The organism is Methylocaldum sp. GT1TLB (genome assembly GCF_051027445.1).
Classification (GTDB): Bacteria; Pseudomonadota; Gammaproteobacteria; order Methylococcales; family Methylococcaceae; genus Methylocaldum.
Map to the genome: position 1 here is coordinate 4,476,159 of NZ_CP194898.1, position 16,252 is coordinate 4,492,410.

Annotated in this window: 12 protein-coding genes; 3 read left to right on the forward strand and 9 right to left on the reverse strand. The window is 58.3% G+C overall.

Features of this window, described 5'->3' with window-relative positions; translation table 11 throughout:
- Nucleotides 1-15: 15 nt before the first annotated feature.
- Entirely contained in the window at nt 16-1,719 is a 1,704-nt protein-coding gene (locus ACR2R1_RS19725) for a L,D-transpeptidase family protein (RefSeq protein WP_086134256.1), read from the forward strand.
- 70 nt (nt 1,720-1,789) lie between these two features.
- Here ACR2R1_RS19725 and ACR2R1_RS19730 read toward each other — a convergent pair whose 3' ends face one another.
- The 8 genes from ACR2R1_RS19730 to ACR2R1_RS19765 all read right to left on the reverse strand — a co-directional run bounded on the left by ACR2R1_RS19730 (nt 1,790) and on the right by ACR2R1_RS19765 (nt 13,271).
- Nucleotides 1,790-2,293 (reverse strand): YcbK family protein, encoded by a 504-nt coding sequence (locus ACR2R1_RS19730; protein WP_240502509.1) that lies wholly within the window; start codon nt 2,291-2,293, stop codon nt 1,790-1,792.
- A 382-nt stretch (nt 2,294-2,675) separates the two neighbouring features.
- Entirely contained in the window at nt 2,676-3,356 is a 681-nt protein-coding gene (gene mtnC, locus ACR2R1_RS19735) for an acireductone synthase (RefSeq protein ID WP_434111601.1), read from the reverse strand.
- Entirely contained in the window at nt 3,353-3,913 is a 561-nt protein-coding gene (locus tag ACR2R1_RS19740; protein ID WP_434111603.1) for a 1,2-dihydroxy-3-keto-5-methylthiopentene dioxygenase, read from the reverse strand. Before ACR2R1_RS19740 ends, mtnC begins: the two co-directional genes overlap by 4 nt.
- Nucleotides 3,910-4,524, reverse strand: coding sequence for a methylthioribulose 1-phosphate dehydratase (locus ACR2R1_RS19745; RefSeq protein WP_434111605.1), 615 nt, complete (start codon nt 4,522-4,524; stop codon nt 3,910-3,912). Before ACR2R1_RS19745 ends, ACR2R1_RS19740 begins: the two co-directional genes overlap by 4 nt.
- 140 nt (nt 4,525-4,664) lie before the next feature.
- Entirely contained in the window at nt 4,665-6,536 is a 1,872-nt protein-coding gene (recD, locus tag ACR2R1_RS19750; protein WP_156879658.1) for an exodeoxyribonuclease V subunit alpha, read from the reverse strand.
- A 114-nt stretch (nt 6,537-6,650) separates the two neighbouring features.
- Entirely contained in the window at nt 6,651-10,316 is a 3,666-nt protein-coding gene (gene recB / locus ACR2R1_RS19755; protein ID WP_434111607.1) for an exodeoxyribonuclease V subunit beta, read from the reverse strand.
- Between the two features lie 268 nt (nt 10,317-10,584).
- Nucleotides 10,585-11,898: an IS1380 family transposase gene (locus ACR2R1_RS19760; protein ID WP_086135644.1), complete on the reverse strand. Its 1,314-nt coding sequence runs from the start codon at nt 11,896-11,898 to the stop codon at nt 10,585-10,587.
- Between the two features lie 377 nt (nt 11,899-12,275).
- A complete protein-coding gene (locus tag ACR2R1_RS19765; RefSeq protein ID WP_347258892.1) occupies nt 12,276-13,271 on the reverse strand; it encodes an OmpA family protein in 996 nt (331 codons plus the stop codon).
- Between the two features lie 338 nt (nt 13,272-13,609).
- Between ACR2R1_RS19765 and ACR2R1_RS19770 the strand changes: the two genes are divergently transcribed.
- Nucleotides 13,610-14,448 (forward strand): IS5 family transposase gene (locus tag ACR2R1_RS19770; protein ID WP_139841180.1). Its coding sequence is split into 2 segments (ribosomal slippage): nt 13,610-13,976 and nt 13,976-14,448, totalling 840 coding nucleotides; the frame shifts between segments, so codons are not numbered across the junction.
- Between the two features lie 161 nt (nt 14,449-14,609).
- Here the strand turns inward: ACR2R1_RS19770 and ACR2R1_RS19775 are convergent.
- Nucleotides 14,610-15,140, reverse strand: coding sequence for a hypothetical protein (locus tag ACR2R1_RS19775; RefSeq protein ID WP_434111610.1), 531 nt, complete (start codon nt 15,138-15,140; stop codon nt 14,610-14,612).
- A 114-nt stretch (nt 15,141-15,254) separates the two neighbouring features.
- Between ACR2R1_RS19775 and ACR2R1_RS19780 the strand changes: the two genes are divergently transcribed.
- The gene (locus ACR2R1_RS19780; RefSeq protein WP_156882071.1) at nt 15,255-16,205 is read left to right on the forward strand and encodes an IS1595 family transposase; all 951 of its coding nucleotides are present in this window, start codon (nt 15,255-15,257) and stop codon (nt 16,203-16,205) included.
- Nucleotides 16,206-16,252: the final 47 nt, after the last annotated feature.

Sequence of the window (16,252 nt, forward strand, 5' to 3'; positions counted from 1 at the left end):
CAAGGAAAAAATGAGATGAACAAAGTTTGCCCAACCTTGGGGATTTTTTTTCAGTTTGCTGTAACCGTTTTAGCTCTCGGCACCGTTGCTGCGTCCGCCGTTCAGGCCGAAGCTCCTGAGCTCATCCCGGATACGCCCGCCGTCCACATACAAAGTCTTCTCAAGGAGGGTACGCATCCCAAGCTGCGCTGGGGCAAGTTTCCCGACTACAAGGCGCAACTGGAGCAGTTGTATTACCAGAACGGCCTTACGCCTTTATGGCTGAACGAAGGAAGGCCGACGCCGCAGGCAGAGACGCTGGTGGCGAGCTTGGCGGAGGCGGACAGCAAAGGGTTGAACGCTGCGGATTATGACGCCGAGCTGTTGGGCAAGTGGTTGAGCGAGTTCGATACGACGGCCGCAAATCCGCGGGAAGTCGCTTCCTTTGATGTGGCTCTGAGCCTCGTGGCCATGCGTTACGTATCGAATCTGTATGTCGGGCGCATCAATCCGAATAACATCGATTACGGACTCAACGTCGAGCCCAAGAGGGTGGATCTGCCGAATCTGATTCAGAAAATCGCTCAGAGCCAGCAACCGGCGGCGATGATCGATGCTTTGGAGCCCAAGTTTCCTATCTATGAGCGGCTCAAGGCGGCGCTGCCTCAGTATCAGCGGTTAGCAAAGGAAATGACCCCGGTCCAGTTTTCTTTTCCGGCGAAATTCAGTCCGGGAGATCGCCATAAGGATGTGCCGGCGCTGAGACATTTGTTGCTCGCTCTTGGGGATTTGAACGAAATCAAACAGGGTTCCGCCGGCTCCCTGGTTTACGGACCCGAGCTTGCGCAAGCGGTCAAGCGTTTTCAGCAGCGCCACGGGTTGACGGCGGACGGCATTATCGGAAAAGGTACGCTGAATCAGCTTAATTTCCCGCTGGCCGACCGATTGCGGCAAATTCAGCTCGGGCTGGAGCGTCTTCGCTGGTTGCCCGAACAAATCCGCGGCAACTATCTTGTCGTCAACATTCCGTCATTCCAGCTGTTCGGTTTTCGAAACGGCTCCGCTTTCGGAACGTCCGATCTTCAGATGAACGTCATCGTCGGGGAGTCCGTCGACGGACGTCATACGCCCGTCTTTCACTCGGATATGACGTATATCGTCTTTCGGCCGTACTGGAATCTGCCGTACAAGATCACGGTCAAGGAAATGCTGCCGCAAATTCTCAGTAACCCCGGATACTTGGCGAAGAACAGCCTGGAGCTGGTCCCGAATTTCTCGCCGAATGCGCCCGTTTATGAGCCAAGCTTCAGAAATATCGAGATGCTGACGACTGGTACTCTCAAGTTGCGGCAGAAGCCGGGCCCCAAAAACGCCTTGGGTTTGGTCAAGTTCGCGTTCCCTAACCACAATAACATCTATCTGCACAGTACACCGTCCAAGGGATTGTTCAAGAAAGCCAGGCGCGATTTCAGCCACGGCTGTATCCGAGTGGAAGATCCGGTTGCTCTGGCGGAATTCATTCTGGCAGACCAGGGTGAATGGACCCGCGAACGGATCGAATCGGCCATGACTAGAGACAAGCCGAAAACCGTCACCTTGAAGCAGGCCGTACCGGTTTACATCTTCTATTCGACGGTGTTGGCGGACGAGTCAGGCACCGTGAGCTTTTACGATGACATCTACGGCCACGACCTGATTCTCAGCGACCTGCTAGCGAAGGGCTTCCCTTACCCCTCATGACGAGGAGGGGAGCGAGCGGAGAGAGCGCTCTAAATCGGATTTGGAGCGCTGAATCTATTATCGGGCAAGGCTACCAGGAACGAACTCTGCCGGTATCCAAATGAACGAAATCGGAGCGGCGGTAATAGCCGACGCCGCCCTGTTGTAGGGCGAGCGCTGCCTTCTGGATCGTGCGCGTACTGATATCGCTCATGCGAATATCGATCGCCTTGCCTTCCATGTGCAGGCTGTGTTCGGCCACGCCATGGCTGGTCTTGCGCAGCATCCGGTTCGTTTCCGGAGAACGGTATCCCGAGACCACCTGAAACGTGCCGCGGCTCCCGGTGAATACCGAAACCGCATAGAGCAAATCGATCAGGCCGGAATCCATCGGATGGACGCTATCTGTACGATGGTCCCGCAGAAAATAGTTGAACTGCCTCAAAGTTCGGCGGTCGTAATACTGTTGCGGGCTACAAAGGAGCGTCAGTTCTTCGCCGGTATTTAAATTATGAAATGAGAGCTTGCGATCTTTACTGAAGATTTTCGCAAGCGCATCGGTCGAGGGTAAAAGCAAAGCTCCGACAGCAGCCATTCCGGCACGCGTCAAAAATGCTCGCCGGGATATGCTGGCGTCGGATATTCGATGCCTATTATGAGAATTTGTGTTAGTGCTCATATGCTAAGTTCCCTTTTTTAAATAAGGTCTTCGCATAGGCATCGAAGAATTCTCCGTAGTCCCTTCTCCGCCACCAATGCGCGGAGGCGGGGAACTCGTCGATGCCCGGGTGAACGGCAACCCGCCCACCGAAAAACGCGAACTTTACTTTTCGTGCCTTACGGAATCAAGCTTTAAAACTACCTCCTCATTTAAAGCATAAATCGCGCCATTCGTGAGTAGCCGCTAAGTGCCTGTGATTCAAAGCTCGGCGGCTCTGTCGATACTGTCCCGGTCTGGTCGTTAAATGCTTCTTTTCTCATAAAGAAATATTGATGGCATCAAAATCCGCTGCCCGATCATGGGCAGTCCGACCCGAATCAGTGCTTTCACGAACCAACTGGCACGTCAAAAAACCGGCGGATTTTGCAGCGTCCAATTCCCCTTCAACGTCCGAGAGGAACAGGATGGAGGCGGGCGGCAAGCCAATCTGCCGAGCAATCTCCCGGTAGGAATCGGCATCTTGCTTGGGGCCGATCCGAGTGTCGAAATAACCGGAAAACAGCGGCGTCAAATCGCCGTATTCGGTGTGTCCGAACAGGAGTTTTTGGGCGTGGACGGATCCCGAGGAAAATACATAGAGATCGATGCCCTGAGCTTTCCATTCCCTTAGCTTGCGCACGGCGTCCTCATAGATGTGACCGCAATAATCCCGTTTGCGGTATCCCTCTTCCCATATCATCCCCTGCAATGCTTTGAGGGGCGGTGACTTTCGATCCTCATCGATCCAGCGAATCAGCTGTTCTGCGACTTGTACCGTGCTCAACTCCATTCCGCAGAGTGAACGCACCTCGTCCAACAGCTTCGCTACATCCGGATTATCGGCATGATGAGCGACGAAACTCATCATACGCTCGCGGGAGTAGGGGAACAATACATCTTTGACAAAGGATATCGATGATGTAGTTCCCTCGATGTCAGTCAAAATCGCGCTAATCATACGTACCGGGTCAAAAATTGTTCGAGTTTGGGAAAGGTGTCGGCAATATTGGCGCCGGTGAATCGAGCGACCCAGCCTTCTGGAGAAGTGAATAAGCGGATTGCCTTCAGATTCGGATTCTCGCCCATGTCGAACCAGTGCTTGACATGCGCCGGGACGCTGATGAGGTCGCCTTGCTCGCACAGCAGCACGTATACCTTGTCGTTGGGATGCAGATAAAAGAGGCCTTTTCCATCGACGAAGAAACGCACCTCGAAATCGTCGTGAGTATGTTCGCTGAGAAACTTGGTGCGCAGTTCCGCCTTCTGCGGATGGTCCGGGCGTACGCTGATGACGTCGACCGAGCGAAATTCGTAGCGGTCGATCAGCCGATCGATGGATGGACGATAGGCCGCGATAATGGACTCCTGATCGGCGTCGGGAGACAGTTCCTGGTCGGCGGTCCAGCGCTCGAACAGCACACCGATTTCCCAAAGCTTCGTGGCGATGGTTTCCGGTTCTCGGATCACCTCGGCATTTTCCGGCCGATTTTCGGGATGAATGGTCAGTAAGCTCATGGCGTTCTTACTCCGTGTAAGCGACTCTCGATATCAAATAAAAATTCCAGCGCGTCGACATGACGCAGAGCGTCCTTCACCGAGGCTCCCCAGGTATAAAATCCGTGACCTGCGATTACATAACCGTAGATGTTGCCATGGAGTTCGATGTATTCGTCCACTTTCAGCGCCAGCCGCGGAATGTTCTGATCATTGGGGAATATCGGGATAACGATTCGAGTTTCATGCGTGTCGATTCCCGGCAGGGCTTTCAGCAGTTCGTAGTTCTCCAGCACCAGTTCGTCGCGGAAGAATCGCGAAAGCAAGGTGGCGCTCGGGGTGTGCGGGTGCAGCACGGCACCGACATCCGGATAGCGGCGATAGATCGAGGTATGCAGCAAGGTTTCGGCGGAGGGTTTTTTTCCGTCCAGCGATCGGCCTTCGGCATCGATCAGCATGATGTCGTCGGGGGTCAGTTCGCCTTTGTGGCGTCCGGATACGGTGATGGCGACGCGTCCGTCGCCGAGGCGGGCGGAAAAGTTTCCGCTGGTTGCGGGTGCCCAGCCCCGGCCGTGAATATAGCGCCCGGCTTCGATCAGTTCACGGGCGCGCTGCTGGAATTCGTCGTGCATGGATGATGTCTGCCGTGCAGCAAAGCTCGCCATTGTAGTCGTCCCGATGGGCCGGCTCAATCCGGAAGATTTCTCAGAGATTGTTGAGAAAATCTGCTTCGCAGCCCGAGTTCGCGACGAAGGGGTATGAGAAATGTGGGCTAAATACAGGTCCAAAGCCGCTCGCGAAGTCCGGAGAATCGTCCGGGAACGCGCTTGATGGCGTCTTCCAGAATTTTCTGCGAGCCGTGTATTTCCGCTCGATGCCGCGCTCGGGTAACGGCCGTGTAAATCAACGGGCGGTCCAGTACCGGGCTTTCAAGGTCCGGTAGCGCCAGCACGATCTCGTCGAATTCGGAACCCTGGCTTTTGTGAACGGTCATGGCGTACACGGTTTCGTGTTCGGGAAGGCGTGTCGGCGAAAATCCCCGGATGTGGCCGTCCGCATCCTCGAAAAAGACCCGAAGTCCTGCGCCGGTTTCCAGCGCGATGCCGATATCGCCGTTGAACAGCCGGAGGTCGTAATCGTTGCGGGTCACGATCACCGGACGACCGGGATACCATCGGCTTCCCCGGCGCAATCGCCGTTGCACGTAAAGTTGTTCCTCGAACCTGCGGTTTATGCCCGCCGCTCCGCTATCGCCTTCCCGATGAGCGGTCAGTACCCGAAAACGGCCGAAAAGGCGCAGAACGTCCTTTGCTTCGTCGCCCGAGTCGACGGCTTCGAAGAAAGCTCGATAGCCGCCTTCCATCCTTCGGACCAAATCCACTCCGCCGACCCGTGTCCGCTCCCAATGAATCTCGGGGTGGCGGCCGCCGGCGAGCAACGCGACCGCTTCTTTCGCGCGCCCGGCATTGATCATTCGCGCCAATTGGCCGATGCCGCTCTCCGACCCGAAGCGATGGCTGTGGGTGAGGAGCGCGATACAATCGGACAGGGCCGGTGTGAACAGATCGCCCGACGGAATCTTGACACCCGAGGCTGCGTAAAGTTGATCGCAAAATGCCGGGCTGTAGCCGGACGATTCGCACAGATCGCCGAACACCGCGCCGGGTTCCACCGACGCCAATTGATCCTTGTCCCCCAGCAAAATCAGCCGCGCGCCTTTCGGCAAGGCGTCGATCAGCTTGGCCATCAGCGCCAGGTCGATCATCGATGCCTCATCCACCACCAATACGTCCAGCGGCAGCGGATTTTTCCGGTTATGGCGAAAGTAAACGGAGTCGGGCTTGGTGCCCAGCAGCCGATGCAACGTGGAGGCGGTTTCGGGGAGAGCGTCGAGTACGGCTTGCGGCACCGGCAGTTTCGCTTTCTGTTCGCGTATGGATTCCTGAAGCCGCGCCGCCGCTTTGCCGGTGGGCGCGCTCAGCGCGATGCGCAGCGGCTTTTCTCCGGCCTGGGATTGGAGTGCGGCGAGTATGCGAACCACGGTAGAGGTCTTTCCCGTTCCGGGGCCTCCGGAGATGACGCAGAACCGCCGCAACGTCGCCACGGCCGCAGCCAGCTTCTGCCGATCGGGCACCTCGGTGTTGTGCGCGAAAAGCCGGTCCAGTTCGGCGCGAAGCTCGGCCAAATCGATTTCCGGGCATGGGCTCTCTGCGAGAGATATCAAGTTGTCCGCCAATGTCTTCTCGTAATGCCAGTAACGCGTCAGATAGAGGCGGTTGTCCGCGTCGAGGATGAGCGGCGCGAAGCTGCCGGGAGCCCCGACCAGCTTGGACTTTCGGAGCAGCGCCAGCCAATCGGCGAGACCGGGCAGCGTAACGATGCCCTCGCCGTCGTCGGGGGCTACCTCGGAGCCGGCATAGTCGCACAGACGAATACAGATATGACCTTCCGCGACGGCCTGGTAAGCCAGCTGTGCCGCCCAGATGACCGCTTCGTCGGGATTGCCGTCGAGCCGGCCCAAGTAAGTGGCGAACTGCTTTCCGAGCGTCGAAAGCTTCAAGAGTTTCTGGGCGGCCGAGGCCGGTGCGGCCGGTAAGGAACGTGCGGAAGAACGCAACGAGGCAGCGCGGGCTTCGGAGTTCATGACCTTATTATTCGAAATGGGGAGATGGCCTATTTTCGCCGTATTTTTCTTTATGAACAGTATCGGCGTTGGCCAAGCGACTAGACGGGGGTGTTGTCGAGCCGCAGTTTTGCGCTACGACGTCCCCATCAAGAGGCTGTCCAAAGCCTCGATCAATGCCTCAGTCGGCTTGTCCCAAAAGATTCCGGTTTTTCTCTGCGGCGCGATACCCCTCAGAAATAGGTAATACGCTCCGCCAAAATGGGTTTCATAGTCGTAGCTCGGCAGCCTTTGCTTGAGATATCGGTGCAGGGCGACGGTGTAGATGAGGAACTGGAGATAATAATGCTCGCGCGCCATGGCGGCGGCGAGGCGGTCCGGAGCGTAATCGGCATGGGTGTTGCCGAGCCAGTTGGATTTCCAGTCGAGCAGGTAATAGCGGCCGGCCGCTTCGAACACCAGATCGATAAAGCCTTTCATATAGCCTTCGATATGCTTGAAGTCGAGCAGCCGGGCGGCTTCGGCATAGCGGCGGTCGCGTTGAAATCGCGGATCGGCGAGAAGTTTCCGCAAAGCTTCGGAATCGCCCCCCCGCAACGCATAAGTGAATTCCATTTCGACCAGGCGCTTTTCTTCCGGCACATCGGACAGCTTGAGCCCGCTGTCGTCGAGCGGTGTTTCGAGGGCGGTTTCGATGGTCTGCCGTACGGTCGGCGTCCAGCCATCTCCGATGCCGTGAGCTTTCAATTTGCGGCGGACGAGTTCGGCTAGCCGTTCGGAATCCCGGCAGGCAAAATCCCACTCCTCCAGAATCGCGTGCAGGCAAGATCCGGCCCGAGCGCCACGCGGAAAGGCGAATATCGAATCGCCCGGCGCTTCCGGTAACTCGGATTCCGGCAGAACGTCGTAATCCGGCGCTTCGCTGTGCCGCCCGGTGGTCAGGGCCGAAAAGCTGCTCATGCGCCAGTTCGGGTAAAGCGGCGGACGCCGGAAGGGGCGAACGGCCAGGGTTGAATCGTCCTCCCGTTCCGAGCCGCGGTAGCGGACCGGACGGGTTTCGACGGAGCCTAGGCTAACGCAGCCGGGCGCCCGTTTCGCGAGGCCGCGGATGTCGGCGGCGATAAACCCGGTATCGGCTTCCAGCAGTCTTGTCTCCAATGCCGCCAGCGGATCGTCCTCCGGCGCCGTCGAGCCGCCGTGCAGCAGCCAGGCCATGGCGGTCGAGTGAAAGCCTTCGCTTTTGTCCCGCCCGTTCCGGACATTGCCCCAGACGACATAGCAGCGGTAAACGGCGCGCGTGAGCGCCACGTAAAGAAGACGCAGATTTTCCGACATTTCTTCCTGAACGGCCTGACGGCGGTTTTCCTCCAGCTTCGCCGAGCCGAGGTCCAGTACCGATTCGCCGTCGGCGTGCAGAAGCACCGACTGAGCCTTTCGCTGCCGCAGCCGTCCGTCCCAGAGAAACGGACAGAATACGATCGGGTATTCGAGCCCCTTGCTGGTGTGTATGGTCACGATCTTCACGCGCTTGGCGTCGCTTTCCAGTCGCAACAGCGCAGTTTCGTCGTTCTTAGAGGGACTCCGGATAGCGCGGCCGAACCAGCCCAGCAGCGTATCGATACTCGATTTTTTGCGGCTCTCTACCTGCAGCAGTTCGGCCAAGTGCAGGAGATTGGTCAGCCGCCGCTCGCCGTCTCGGAATTGCGGCAAATGATCGGTGATGCGGGCGTCTTCGAACCAGCGGCGGAACATCGGCATGAAGCCTTCGCTCAGCCACACGTGATGGTAGGTCTGAAAGCGGTCGAAGATCGCTTCCCAAGCATTCTCGTCCTTTTGCAGTTCGAATATCGCGTTGGCAGTATGATTCATGAGTTCCGTCGCCAGCGCGGCCTTGATCAGCGGCTCCCGCCCGGGTTGGGCAACGGCCTGCAAGATCCGCTCGAGTTCCGCCGCTTCGGGAGTCGAGAACACGTTCTCCTGCCCCTGGCGCACGCTGGGTACGCCGCAGGCCGACAGCGCGTCCTCGATCAAGCGCGCCTGGACGTGGGTGGAGACCAGTACGGCGATGTCGCCCCCGTCGAGGCTTCGCTCGCCCAGGCGTGCCTTGCCCTCGCTTGCGGCGTTGAGCAGCCGGGCGATTTCGAAGGCGGTCGCCAAGGCGGTCAATCGGCTTGCCGCGCCTTTCGAATAGGGCTTTTCCTTTCCTTTGTCGTCTTGCTCCGGCGGCAGCAAAAGAAAGCGGAACGGCTCATCGCCGTCGCCTTCGATATCCAGAACGGCACGCAGCCGCGCGGCGGGCCTTACCTCAGGGTAGGGGATCTCGTCGAGCAGGAACGGCTTCGGATGGCCGACGAACAAGGCATTGACCGCGGCGATGAGATCGCGCTCGGAGCGCTGATTGGTCTTCAGCGTGCGGCGGGTGATGCGTTCGTTGCTCCGCGCTTCGAGGTAGCTGAAGATGTCCGCGCCGCGAAACCCGTAGATCGCCTGCTTGGGATCGCCGACGAAGAACACCGGCGAGCCTCCGTCTCCGTAGATGCGGCGGAAGATGCGGTATTGGATCGGATCGGTGTCCTGGAATTCGTCGATCAGGGCGGCCCGGTAGCGGCGGCGGACGGTTTCCGCCAGGCGTTTGCCGTGTTCCGAATCCAGCGCGCTGGCCAGTCGGTTCAGCAGGTCGTTGTAGCAGACGACTTGCAGCGCGCTCTTGCGCTGGTCCAGTTCGGCGTCGCAGAACTCGATCAGGCGCCGCTTGAGGCACTGAAGCCGGATTTCGAAATTTCGGCGCAGGGCCTCGTCCGCCTCGACCACGGACCGGCAACGTTGAAAAAAAGGATGCCGCGGTGGCTCGCAAGCTTTCTTGACGGCAGAGGCAAGGGCTTCGGGCGTCAGACGTTGAAGACCTTCCGGCAGATCGAGCAAGGGCGGGACTTCGGGTAAAACGACCGGCTGCGGAGTCTGTTCCGATGCCGGCCATCGGCCGAAAAATTCGGCCGTTTCGGCTAGCCAGTTCCGCAAGCTTTCGGGTTTGACGCGGGTTCGGTTGAAATTCGGATAATCCAGCAGCAGCGCCTCGATGGCAGTCCTTTCGGCATGCCAGACTTCCGCCGCTCCGAGTACCGCCTGCCCGAACCGCGCGATGTCGTCCTCCTCGTCAGCCGGTTCGACGGGCCCGGCGATTTTCAGGAACGGCTTGCCTACATGGGGCTGAATTTCGCTCAGCCAGACATCGGGCGATTGATTTGTTTGGGCCAGATAATCGGCCCAAGCTGCGGAGGCGAGATAGACCTCCCGCCGCCAGAAATCGTCGACGATTTCCCGCAGCAAATCGGTTTCGTCCGGCATCAGCTCGCAATCGAAATCCGCTCCCGATTCGAAGGCGCTTTCGTTCAAGAGGCGCTGGCAGAATCCGTGGATGGTGTAGACCGCGGCCTCGTCGAACCCGCTGATCGCATAGCCGAGAAGGCGCCTGGCGATCTCGGTCCGGTCGCCGTACAGTTCGAGGATGCGGCGGCAGAAATCGTCGTCGCTTTCGCCGGTTTCGAAGGCGGAAAGGACCTCCCTCAACCGCCTGCGGATACGATCCTGAAGCTCGGCAGTCGCCGCCTTGGTGTACGTCACCACCAGAATCTGATCGACGCTGAGGCCAAGCTCCAGAATCAGCCGAACGTAAAGCCCCGAAATCGTCCAGGTCTTGCCCGTCCCGGCGCTGGCTTCGACCAGATTCAGCCCGGCGAGCTCGGCGTCGTAGATGTCGAACTCTGGGGTATGGTCGGTGGATAGCTGGCTGGAAGGGAGCATGGGCGATTTCGTTTAATGCCGTAGAGCGCGGTGAGGAACGAGCCGCATCCTACGCCACGAAGCACTTCTCCGGCAATGACGAGAAAGATTGCGGCTAGCCTGAATATTTCATCAGGACCTCAGTGAAGGTAGGAGGCCGGTCGCGTTCTGGGTTCGGGACCAGAAAAAGGCGTGTTGAGTGCTCGTTTGGGGTGAAAGTCTGAATTTCAGGCAAACGTCCCCCTTACCCCCAGAGAATCAACGTGCCGGGGAACCCACTCGGCCCGGCTCAGCCGGGGGCAAAGCGCTCGGCGATGTGCCAGAACAGCGCCTGCCAGGGGTAAGCATTCGGCAACAGGAAGCGAATGCGACGGGTATTTCGAAGGATCACGCCACCGATTTTGAGGAGCTTGCCCCTGAGAGTGGAACACTGCGCCCGAGCGAGTTCGGTACCGGCGAGGCCGAGGCGACGAAGGGCTTCCAACAAGAGGTAGCCGAGCGAGGCGAGCAGCAGCCGGAATTGGTTGGCCCACCAGACGTGACAACTGGTGCGGTCCGCGAACAAGCCGAGTTGCTGTTCCTTGATCCGGTTTTCCATGTCGCCCCGCGCACAATAGACGTCTTCGTACAGCGCTTGGGAGTCGCCCGCCAGGTTGGTGACCCGGAACCTTGGATTTTCGCCTTGGGGTCCATGCTCGGCTTTGAGGATCACCTGGCGGGGGTGTTTCCAGGTGCCGGCGGTATAGGCAAACTCACCGAAGACCCGCTGTTTTTCCGAGGTGGCGGCAAATTGGGTTTGCGCTGCCTGGCGCCAAGGCGCCGCAAGCTTCAAAAGGCGGTTGTTCTTGGCCAGGCCCACGAGATAACCGACGCCGTGGCGTTCGCACCAGGCCAGAATCCGCCGTCGGCAGAAGCCCGAATCGGCCCGGAAGATGATTTTCACCTCGGGCCAGACGGCACGCAGCCGTTGCACCAGAGCTTTCAGGATCGCCCCGGCGTGCTTGGCCGCGTCGATCTTCGAGGGCCTGAGATAGCTGACCAACAACTGATCGCCGCAAAAGACGTAAAGCGGCAGGAAGCAATAGTGGTCATAGTAGCCATGGAAGAACCGGCCTTCCTGATGCCCATGGACCGGATCATCGGTCGCGTCGAAATCCAGGATGAGCTGATCCGGCGGCGTCGGAAATGAAGCGATGAACTGCTCGACAAACACCTCATGGATCGCCAGGGCCGCCGCCCGATCCATCCGGTTTTCCAAGCGGCACAAGGTGGGGCTGGAGGCACCGGGCGACAGCCGTTCACAGGCCGTCTGCAACGCCAGGTCATGGCGCCAGGTGTCGTGATCGTTGAGGTCTTCATAGCCTTGGCACAGGCCATAAACCCGCTGTCGCAGCAGGTGGAGCACGGCGTGGGCACACCGGCTGGGATCACGCGGGTCCTTCAAGCGTTGGGCCACGCTGTCCAGCAAACCCAGCTTGCGATCGACCTGCCGCAACAGCAGCACTCCGGCATCGCTGGTCACAGCGCCCCCGTCGAAGGCCACATCGATGCGGCGGCGTGCCACGGGCGCAAACAGCTCGATTTGTCCGGTACAATGTGTCACGGCGGAATCTCCTCACAAATTCGATGTCAGCAGTTGAATTTTAAGGGCTTTTCGATTCCGCCACCCCTCCTTTCATGAAATATCCAGGCTAGAGCATTTTCATACCTACTGTACGGGCATTCGCGAGTAGGTCGGGAATCCTTTCCCGACACCACGTCTCGGCCGAGCGTCTTCGTCGGCAAAGGATTGCCGACCTACGAGTGCTTGAATCCATTCACCCGAGCCGAAGGCGCCAACGACTTCCGCCAAGCCTGTTTTGCCGGACGAGCGAGATGAAAACGCTCTGAAGCAACCGTTTGCGATTAGAAGGGTCGTCTTGGTGTCCCCAAGACGACCGGGAAAGCTGACGCCGTGTGGAAGGAGGGTAGTATTTGCCTTTAACCGCCGGAGTAGTGTTCGACGATCTCGACGCGCCGGTTTTTCGCACGTCCTTCTTCCGTCTTATTCGAAGCGACAGGCGCTATCATGCCGGCGCCCGCGGGCGTCAGGCGGTCGCGAGCGATGCCATGGGCCGACACCAGCGTGTCCGCCACGGCCTGGGCTCGTTTCTGGGAAAGCGACAGGTTGTAGTCGAATGCGCCCTTGCCGTCGGTGTGTCCGACGATGAGGACCTTTAACTTAGGGTTTTCTTTCAGAAGCGCCGCCAATTGCGCGATCTGCGGTTCCGATTCCGGCTTGATCTCCGCCTTGTCGAAATCGAAGTAGATGCCGTAGATCGCGATGCGACCGTCGCGCTCCAGCGCCTGCTGCATTTCGCTGGCCTTGACCAGCGCGATCTTGTCGGCCTCCATCGGCTTCGATTCGACGACCGTCACTGCAACATGCGGCGTCAGAGGCCGGGATTTGGTCGCCTTCGTCTCGACCCCAAGCATCCCGACGGTAACCCGGCCTTCCGGCGCATCCCGCTCCGCCAGCAAATAGACGGTGGTATCCCAGGTCGTCGGCATGCCGATCTGGCCGTTTCCGGCTTCCCAGAAGGTGGGGACCGACCCGCCGGGCGAACATTCCTTCGCGCCCTTGCAGAAGAGACGAATCGTGAATCCCTTCGAGCTCAATGCCGCCTCGTAATTGCGCATGACCTCCAGGATCGAGCGATCCGCGGGGCCTTCATATCGAATCGAGGTGAGCTTCCCGGACACGCCGATCTGCCATGCCTCGGGCTTGTCTTTTTGGCCACGCTCCAGCGGTTTGAACGGCAGCTTCAATTCTTCGTAGGCTTTCGTTTCGTAAAACGTGACAACCGACCCCTCGTAACGTCCGACCAGGGCATGGTCGGCGGAACCGGCCAAATCGGTTTTCTCGGCTTGCACCGTCCCGGCAAAGAGGGCCGGAACCGCCAAAAACAAAAACGAAATCCCCAATGGCAATCTCATGAGTTCACCTCGATTTTTCCGCCCGATCGGGCATTTGTAATTATCCGAGTTTCCAGCGCATCCGCCGGCAAAAATGGCCGCCACCAGCATGAAATCCAAGCCTTGGTCGGCGCCGTCCTCGTCCGGTTGAAAACAAGATTAGATCATTTGTGCGGTGACTGATTGTTCAGCGGCAGTTCGTAGGATGTGCCGACGATAGGAGGCGCATCGTTCGCGGTCGATGCCTGTCCTGAGCCTAGTCGAAGGGCGGTTCGTGCCTCACCGCATCCTACGGTACTTAGAGCCTATCCCAATAGGCGATAATAAGCGTCTTTAACCGGTAACCGAGGAGAAGACCCATGGGACTCATTACCGAAGACGATGGCTGGCGGATTCCCGACGCCTTATGGGAAAAGATGTCACCCCTGCTTCCGGTGCACGTGCCCAAGCCGCATCCCCTGGGATGTCATCGTCGCCGGGTCGACGACCGTGTGGCGATGAATGCGATTGTGTTCGTCCTGCGTACCGGGTGTCAATGGAATGCCCTGAATGCGACGGGGATCTGCTCCAGCAGTAGTGCCCACCGCCGGTTCCTGGAATGGGTTGAGGCGGGTATTTTCGAGCGTTTCTGGCAGGAGGGGTTGCTCGAATACGAGCGGCTCAAGGGCATCGACTGGAGTTGGCTATCCCTGGATGGCGCCACGACCAAGGCGCCCCTGGCCGGCACAAAAAAACGGGGCCAAATCCGACGGACAGGGGCAAACAGGGGGTCAAGCGCAGCCTGTTGACCGAGGCGGATGGAATCCCACTGGCCGTAGTGGTCGAGGGTGCCAACCGCCACGACATGAAACTGGTCCGTTCGACGCTGGCGGCGGTTCAAGCCCAGCGGCCCGAACCGACCCCGGAACAGCCCCAAGGATTATGTTTGGATAAAGGGTATGACTATGACGAGGTGCGGGATATTGTCCACGCGTTCGGGTTCACGGCCCACCTTCGAACCCGCGGCGAGGAGGCCCAAGCGATCAAGCGGGACGCGGGATTCGCAGCGCGGCGCTGGGTCGTAGAGCGCACGCACAGTTGGATGAACCGCTTTCGGCGCATTCTCATCCGCTGGGAAAAGCGGGCGGATACCTATCTCGCTCTGTTGCATCTGACACTGGGCATCATCACCTGGCGAGCCACCGGCCTATTGGGATAGGCTCTTATTACAGGTTTCTAAGGGCTAACGCCTTGCGTGGTTGGGGTAAGCGTTAATTGTTTGACTTCGGCTTCTTTAGGGATATTAAGCCTGTCCACTTCGCCTAAAGAAATCTGAAGCAAATAACAAAAGCCTGACCTTTTTACCATTATGTGTATTACTCATGGTGATGGGTACGGGACTACTTGCAAAACTTTAACAAGCCGTGACTCCACACGCTGTCTTAGCACTTCATCGCTCTGACACTTCCTAAGAAACGTCTCAACAGCAATGACGACGTCGTTAATGAAAGACTTTGTCCCGATTAGAACAAGTCTCGGTTCCACATTGGGATCATATTGATGCTTACCCCCATCGTGGTATGCAAACTTTATTGTGTCAGGATCTTCGTCATGTAACTCTGCTTCTGCTCCGTATGTGTGGAGGAAGGCACAACGAGCTGCATAGACATCTTTGCCACGATACTGATATGGCTGCTCTGGATGTGCTTTAAGGTATGTATCTACCCATTCTTTGAAATCAGTGCGAGTGACCTTTTGCTTGTCGATCGGTCTTGCAAGATTGGCGAGGGCATCAATGCAAATATAGGCCATTGCGACAGACGCGGTTGTAATACCGCATTGATCACAGCGCTTTAGCTCCGTCACTAAACCAGTGATGGATTTCCAGTTGTCTCGTTGGCTATCAGTCACGACTTTTCTTCAATACACAAATGTTCCTGATTAGCGACGAAGTTCAGTACAGGCTCACATAGTGAGCCGCTAGGGTCCTTAGACTATGGGCATCTATCACAAGCGGGGTGTCCCATGCCTATGAACCGGGTGCAATTTCAAAAGGGTTTGTCGTTGGCCGAGTTTCTGACGCAATACGGCAGTGAAGCGCAGTGCGAAGCGGCACTGGAGGCCCTGCGCTGGCCGGACGGTTTCCGCTGTCCGGTCTGCGGCGGCGCGCGCCACACGGTGTTCGAACGGACCGGGCGGAAATACTGGCAATGCGGACACTGCCGGAGCCAAACGACGCTGATCGCCGGGACGATCTTCCAAGCGACCAAGCTGCCGCTGACCACCTGGTTTCTGGCCATGTATCTCCTGACCCAGGCCAAGAACAATGTCTCGGCACTGGAACTGATGCGCCATCTCGGGGTGTGTTATCGCACGGCATGGCTGGTGAAGCACAAGTTGATCCAGGTGATGGCGGAACGGGAAACGGATCGGCAGCTGGCCGGGCGGGTCGAGATCGACGATGCCTACCTGGGCGGTGAGCGGCCGGGGAAACCGGGGCGTGGCTCCGAAAACAAGTTGGCCTTTGTGATGGCGGTACAAACCACGGACGACGGGCGTCCGTTGTTCCTGCGCGTCGATCCCCTGCCGTTCACGCAGCAGGCTATCGCGGACTGGGCCAAACGCGCCTTGGCCCCGTCGACCTACGCACTCACCGATGGCCTGAGCGGGTTTCGGAGGCTGCACCAGGTCGTCGCTTGCCATCATCGCCTGATCCTGGGCTCTGGGCGGCAGTCGGCGCAACATCCGGAGTTCCATTGGGTAAATACGATGTTGAGCAACCTGAAGACAGCCATTTCCGGCACCTATCACGCGTTCAAATTCGAGAAATACGCCCAGCGGTACCTGGCCGAGTTCCAATACCGCTTCAATCGGCGTTTCAATCTCAAAACCCTGCTTCAACGGCTGGCGCGCGCCGCGGCGTTCGCTAAGCCTCGACCCGAGTGGCAAATTCGCTTGGCTGAAGTTCATCGCTAATCAGGCAAATGTTTGAGCCCGTAGGCTGGGTTGTAGCTTTGCGGAAA